We start from the raw sequence: 5,855 nt of genomic DNA, 5'->3' as shown, positions 1-5,855 counted from the left end.
AGTTGCTCTTGGCAGTTATAATCATTCCCTACCCCATCATATTGAGTGGATACATCTACAACAAGAATTTTCCAACTGCTAGGACTGGCTTGATCGTGTTGCTCTTCACTTTCCTCTTCTAAAAAGATCAGATCGTCATCTTCTAAAATTATCAGGTCATCAATAGACTTGTCGGGTTCAGGTTTGATTGATTTGTTACACATAAGGTTAATAGACAAAGTTGGAGATACAATTAAATAGGGGCAAATTCTTGAGAGAGGGGAAATTTAATTTATTGAGGAATGGAGAGGGTAAATTTTACCCCCTCTCCGAGTTGGCTGTTTGCGCATATCGTTCCTTGCAGTTTTTGTGTTACTAAATTATAAACTATATGCAGTCCTAAACCCGTTCCACCCTGATTTCTGGCCGTTGTATAAAATGGCTCAAAAATTTGGGAAAGCTCTGCTTCTGTAATCCCGCAACCATCATCAGTATATTCAATAATTAATGTCTCTCCTGCCAATTCGATCCTCCAATTTAATTGTCCGGTTTGGCCATCTGGATAAGCATGAACGAGAGAATTGTTGGTTAAGTTGGTGACTATTTGTGCCAATGCTCCGGGATAGGTTGTAATCTTTAGATTTTCATCTCCTTCGATGTTCACTTGATGTCCCTGTTGTCGGATGTTTGGCATTAAACTAGTTAGCACTTCCTCTAAGTATGCTTTGATGCCAAAGGTGCGAATTTCTAGATTGGTTTGATCCACCGCTACTTGCTTAAAACTGCCAATCAATTCCCCCGCTCGCTGTAAATTATCCACAATCAATTGCGTACATTCAGTGCAGGTTTCTATATAATCGTTTAAAACAGAGCGCTTGAGCTGACCTTTAGCTATGACCTCCCCAAATGCTTGAGTTTCCTCGTTCAGGGTTGAGGCTACCGTGATGCTTGTACCGACTGGAGTATTTATCTCGTGGGCGACGCCCGCAACCAGTCCTCCTAGGGAGGCCATTTTTTCTGATTCCACCAGTTGTTTTTGAGTCTGTTTCAGGTTTTCCAGAGCTTGGGATAGTTCGGCAGTTCGCTCTTGCACTTTTATTTCTAAATTGTTGTAGAGTTGAGCATTTTCCAGGGAAATGGCTGCTTGGGAACAGAGCAAATTCAATATTTCGATGCGATCGCTGGTAAATGCGCCACTCACTTGATTATTTTCCAAGTAGAGGATGCCTCGGAGTTGACCTCGGTCAATTAAAGGTAGACATAATACAGACTGTGGTTGATACTTTTCGATGTAGTCATCTCGGCCATAGTCGTTGTCTTCTGTCGCCTTTTCTAGGACGAGGTGTTCCCGTGTATTTTTCACACGATTTATGAGGGTTAAGGGGAGATTGTGACTTTGCTCAACAGGAATACTTATTACAGACATTTCCTCTTTTGTAGTATAGGCTGTTAACATGAGAGTATCTGCTTCAAAGAGCATGAGAGCAACAGTTTCAGCTCCAGCGTTTTCTTGGATGATTTGTATGAAGTTGGCGATGGCGCGGTTGAGGTCGATTTCTTGTGAAAGGCTGCGGGAGGCTTTCATTAGGGTGGCTAAATCTAACAATTCTCCAGTGGAGGTATTAGTTTGGGAAACTGTTGCTTTAGTGAGAGTAGTTATTTTACTGTTGGCAGTAAAACTCAATTGTTGCTGTTGGAGAATAGGAGAGAGGAATTGAGGATAGCGCTCTTCGAGTTGGTCGGTTTTGGCTTTAGCCCCCCATTGGGCATAACAATAATAGGCTTCTTGCATATAGGTACAGGCTATTTTTTCTTTCCCCCAATTGAGGTAGAATTTAGCGGCCAGTTCGTTAGCGAGGGCTTCTTCTTGAATGTATTCGTTTTCTTTGGCTCCAACTATAGCGCGATCGTACATTTCCATTGCTTCGGTTTTATTGCCCACTACTTGATGCTTTTCTGCTTCAATAAGACAGCATTTATGTAAATAATTTGAAGGAGCATAACTCGACCAGTGATTCAATCGTTCTTGACTTGTTGCAATAATTTTTTCGAGCAGTTTTTTGTGCTCGGTTTCTGGCTGTAAAGCAAGTTTAGCGATCGCTACGAGAGAACGATAAAAGTGAAAAATAGGAATCAGTATTGTGCCAGCAGCTCCTCCCAAGTATTTTTCTGCGATTTCCAAACTCTCAAATGCTCTATCATAATCCTGAAAAAGATAACAAAGTATCCCTCGATTAAGATATATATAATATAAACCTGTCAGATCGTTGGCTTCCTCGTGAAAGGACAGCATTTTTTCTTCGTTATAAGCATTACCCACAAGCAAGCTAAGATTTTCAGAGCGTTTCAATAGGTTATGAGTGACTTGACGATAGATATCAATGTAATTTTTTGCAGAATATTGCTTGTACCCGTCTAAAGCCTTGCTATAGCTTAATAATTCCCGATCTAGCTCTGAGAGTTCCTTTCCGCTTAGATAGCAATGAAACGAGTAATGTAAAGCTGTGTAGCCTACAAATTCAAGATCGCCACTTTCCAACACCATTGAATAAGCTGTCTTGAAACCTTTTAGGGTGTCCCTAATAGGTTCTTTGTAATGTTTGACTTGGGCATTGGCAACTTTTATAGCCCGTCCGGAATAAGGCGTGGTATGTTTAAAAGCAAGCTCAATAGCCAGTTCGCCAAATTGATAGCCTAAATCGATCTTATCCCAGACGCCGCACAAAACCAAGCCCATACCAGCATAAGAAAAATCTGAAAAAGGTGCATGGCCATAGTTAATAGACAAATTCACCCGCTCAAAGACCATTAATATAAACAGCAGGGGATTGGTGATATAAGACGCAACTGCAATACTGCCCAGAATTCGCATTGCTGCTATCTTATTGGCATCAGTCATTAAAGGCAAGTCTAGCAGTTCGAGTGGACTGCGATCGCCTAAGTTTCGTTGGACTTCCTCTAACCACAGCTCAGTATGAGAACGATCTGGTTTTTCGGGAAACTCACGAACTCCCAATTGTTTCAGAATATCCACAGCTAAATCAATCGCTTCTCGAAAGAGCGATTGGGCTTGGAGTGCCTGAATTTTTATTTCATTAGTGATGACAGTATCGAGTAATGTACGAGAGTTTTTGATGATAATATCGCCCAGTTCCTCCATCTTTTCAAAATCACCGTTGAGATAGGCAGACTCTGTTGCCGCTTCATACAATCCTAATGTTAATTCATAGTGCTGATTCCAACTGTCTGGTTCTAACAGTCCTATTCCCAGCAATAAGTAGTTAGAGGATGCCTTATAAGCAGTTGCTGCTTTTGCTTTGCGTCCCGCTTGGAGATTCAGCTCGCATAGCTTTTGTTTCTCCTTTTGCTCTACAATTAAGTCGTTCCCTTTATTCAATTGATTGACGACATCAAAAAGTTTGTCATCTAAATCTGCTGTAGATGTATTGTGTAGAAGTAAGCGACCAATTGTTAAATGAGTTCTCTGTTTTCGGTCTTCTGGGATGAGGGTATAAGCTGCCTGTTGTACACGATCGTGCAGAAAACGATAGTTCACAGCAATATCAATTGCTGCTTCAATCTCAAAATCTGCCCTCTGAAAGAATTTATAGGTTTCGCTCTCGGGAATCAACAACCCCTCTTGCAACGCCAACCACAAATCTGCTGCCACCTCATCTTGGCTTTCCTCACAGACAATTGCCAAGGTCGCCAGATCGAAACGATTACCAATACAAGCCCCCAACTTCAAAACGTCTTGGGTTCCCTGTGGCAACTTCCGCAACTGCCCCACCATAAACTCTACCACATCATCTGTCAGGGCTAACTGCCGCACCTGGGTCAAATTGCACTGCCAATACCCAGCATCCAAGTCGAATGTGATGCAACCCTCCCCATGCAGTCCTCGCAAAAACTGGGTCGTAAAAAAGGGATTGCCTTGGGTCTTCTCATAGACTAACTGCGACAGGGGTCGAGCCACTTCTCCTTCACAGAACAGCGTATCGGCAACTAAATAGTTAATATCTAAAGCACTTAAGGGATCTAAGGTCAGGGTATTGAGATTCGCTCCTTGTTTTTGAATCTCATCAAGGGTGAGCATTAAAGGATGAGCAGGAAAAACTTCATTATCCCGATAGGCTCCCAACACCAATAGATATCCTGTTTCCGTCTCTGCTATCAACAACTTCAATAGATTCAAAGAAGCCGAGTCTGCCCATTGCAAGTCATCAAGGAAGATAACCAAAGGATGGTGTTGGGCGGTGAATACTCGTACAAACTTACCCATGACTAAATTGAAGCGGTTCTGGGCAGCACTGCCAGAGAGATCGGGGACGGGGGGTTGAGAGCCAATAATCCTTTCGAGTTCGGGAATGACCTCGATCATAACTTGTCCGTTACTACCAACAGCTTCCAGGATTTTGGTTTTCCACTCTTGTAATTCGCCATCAGATTCACTAAAGATTTGCCCCATTAAACTACGAAAAGCTATGACAAAGGCAGACAAGGGAATATTGCGATTGAATTGGTCGAATTTGCCTTTGATAAAGTAGCCCCTCTGACGCACTATGGGTTTGTGGACTTCATTAATCACCGCAGTTTTCCCGATACCGGAATATCCCGCTACTAGCATCATTTCTGCTCTTCCCCCCTTACCAAGGGGGGTTAGGGGGGATGTCACTCTCTCAAAGCAATCAAGTAGTGCTTGGACTTCTTTTTCCCTCCCATAGAGTTTTTCCGGGATAATGAAGCGATCGCAAATATCTCGCTCTCCCAACTTAAATGGTTCAATTTTTCCCGTTTCCAGATATTGAATCCGACATTTCTCCAGGTCATATTTGAGTCCCAAAGCACTCTGATAGCGCTGTTCGGCATTTTTGGCCATTAGCTTAAGGACAATATCCGAGAGGGTTGGTAGACATAAATCTCCGCCTAATACCACCGACTCACTCAGGGGTTCTGGAGAGAAGGCCATATGAGCATGAATCAGTTCTAAGGCATCATCACTGCTAAAGGGTAGAGTTCCCATCAGTAATTCATAAAATGTGACTCCTAGAGAATAAAAATCACTGCGATAATCCACTGCCCGATTCATCCGTCCTGTTTGCTCCGGCGACAGATAGGCGAGGGTTCCTTCTAAGACATTGGGGGTTTGAATGCTTTGGATTTCTTTCGGTAAAAGGCTAGAAATACTAAAATCAATTAATTTTACTTGTTTGGTTTCTGGATGAATCAGTATATTTGCTGGTTTAATATCTTTGTGAACAATAGAGTTATTGTGGAGTAGGTGTAGAATTTCAGACAGTTGAATAGCAATATCTAGAAATTCAGGGATACAGAAGGACGATTTTCCTTCATACTCAGCTAAAGATACGCCTCCCATATCTTCCATAATCATCGCGTAGCGGTGTTCGTAGCGTTCTAAGCCATAGATTTTGATGATGCCTTCTATCTCTAGATTTTTGCTAATTGCATATTGATTTCTAAACTGAACCAATTCTCTAAAGGAGGGATATTGATTGCGCATCAATTTGATAATGACCTGTTGTCCATTTTCTACGTTCTGAGCGCGATATACCAGAGTACGATCGCTTTCGTGAATTAGTTCAAGCGATTGATAATTGCCTATTTTAATTGTTTTTGTCTCAATCATTGGCTGTATTTGTCTATCCTTGAGTCTAATTTTTATAATATTAAGCCTAGTGTACTTCATTTTTTTCGGAAAGTCCAACTCTTAGACATCTCCTGAAAACAGGGAATAGGAAGAAATAATACCATTTCTCAATGCTATATCTAAATTGGGTGGGGAGAGGGGGAAGAGGGGGAGGAGGGGGAAGAGGGGTAGGTTTTTTACCTTTGATCTAAAAGAAGTGTGGGGAGAG

General features: G+C 42.0%; 2 protein-coding genes. Both read right to left on the bottom strand.

From position 1 onward, the window contains the following. Positions 1-203: hypothetical protein (locus ACP6PM_RS19060; RefSeq protein ID WP_426587371.1), on the bottom strand; the 203-nt coding region annotated here is incomplete at its 3' end. A 68-nt stretch (positions 204-271) separates the two neighbouring features. Continuing rightward, on the bottom strand, positions 272-5,626 hold the full coding sequence (locus ACP6PM_RS19055; protein ID WP_426587369.1) for a trifunctional serine/threonine-protein kinase/ATP-binding protein/sensor histidine kinase: 5,355 nt from the start codon (positions 5,624-5,626) through the stop codon (positions 272-274). Positions 5,627-5,855: the final 229 nt, after the last annotated feature.

The sequence above is a fragment of the Dapis brunnea BLCC-M229 genome (genome assembly GCF_050015995.1).
Classification (GTDB): domain Bacteria; phylum Cyanobacteriota; class Cyanobacteriia; order Cyanobacteriales; family Microcoleaceae; genus Trichodesmium.
The sequence above is the reverse complement of the archived record's forward strand: the minus strand, read 5'-3'. Positions and strand labels throughout refer to the sequence as shown.

What these genes read in the sequence shown, in the direction of transcription:
- ACP6PM_RS19055 (WP_426587369.1), bottom strand. Translation starts at nt 5,626, where the DNA reads ATGATTGAGACAAAAACAATTAAAATAGGCAATTATCAATCGCTTGAA.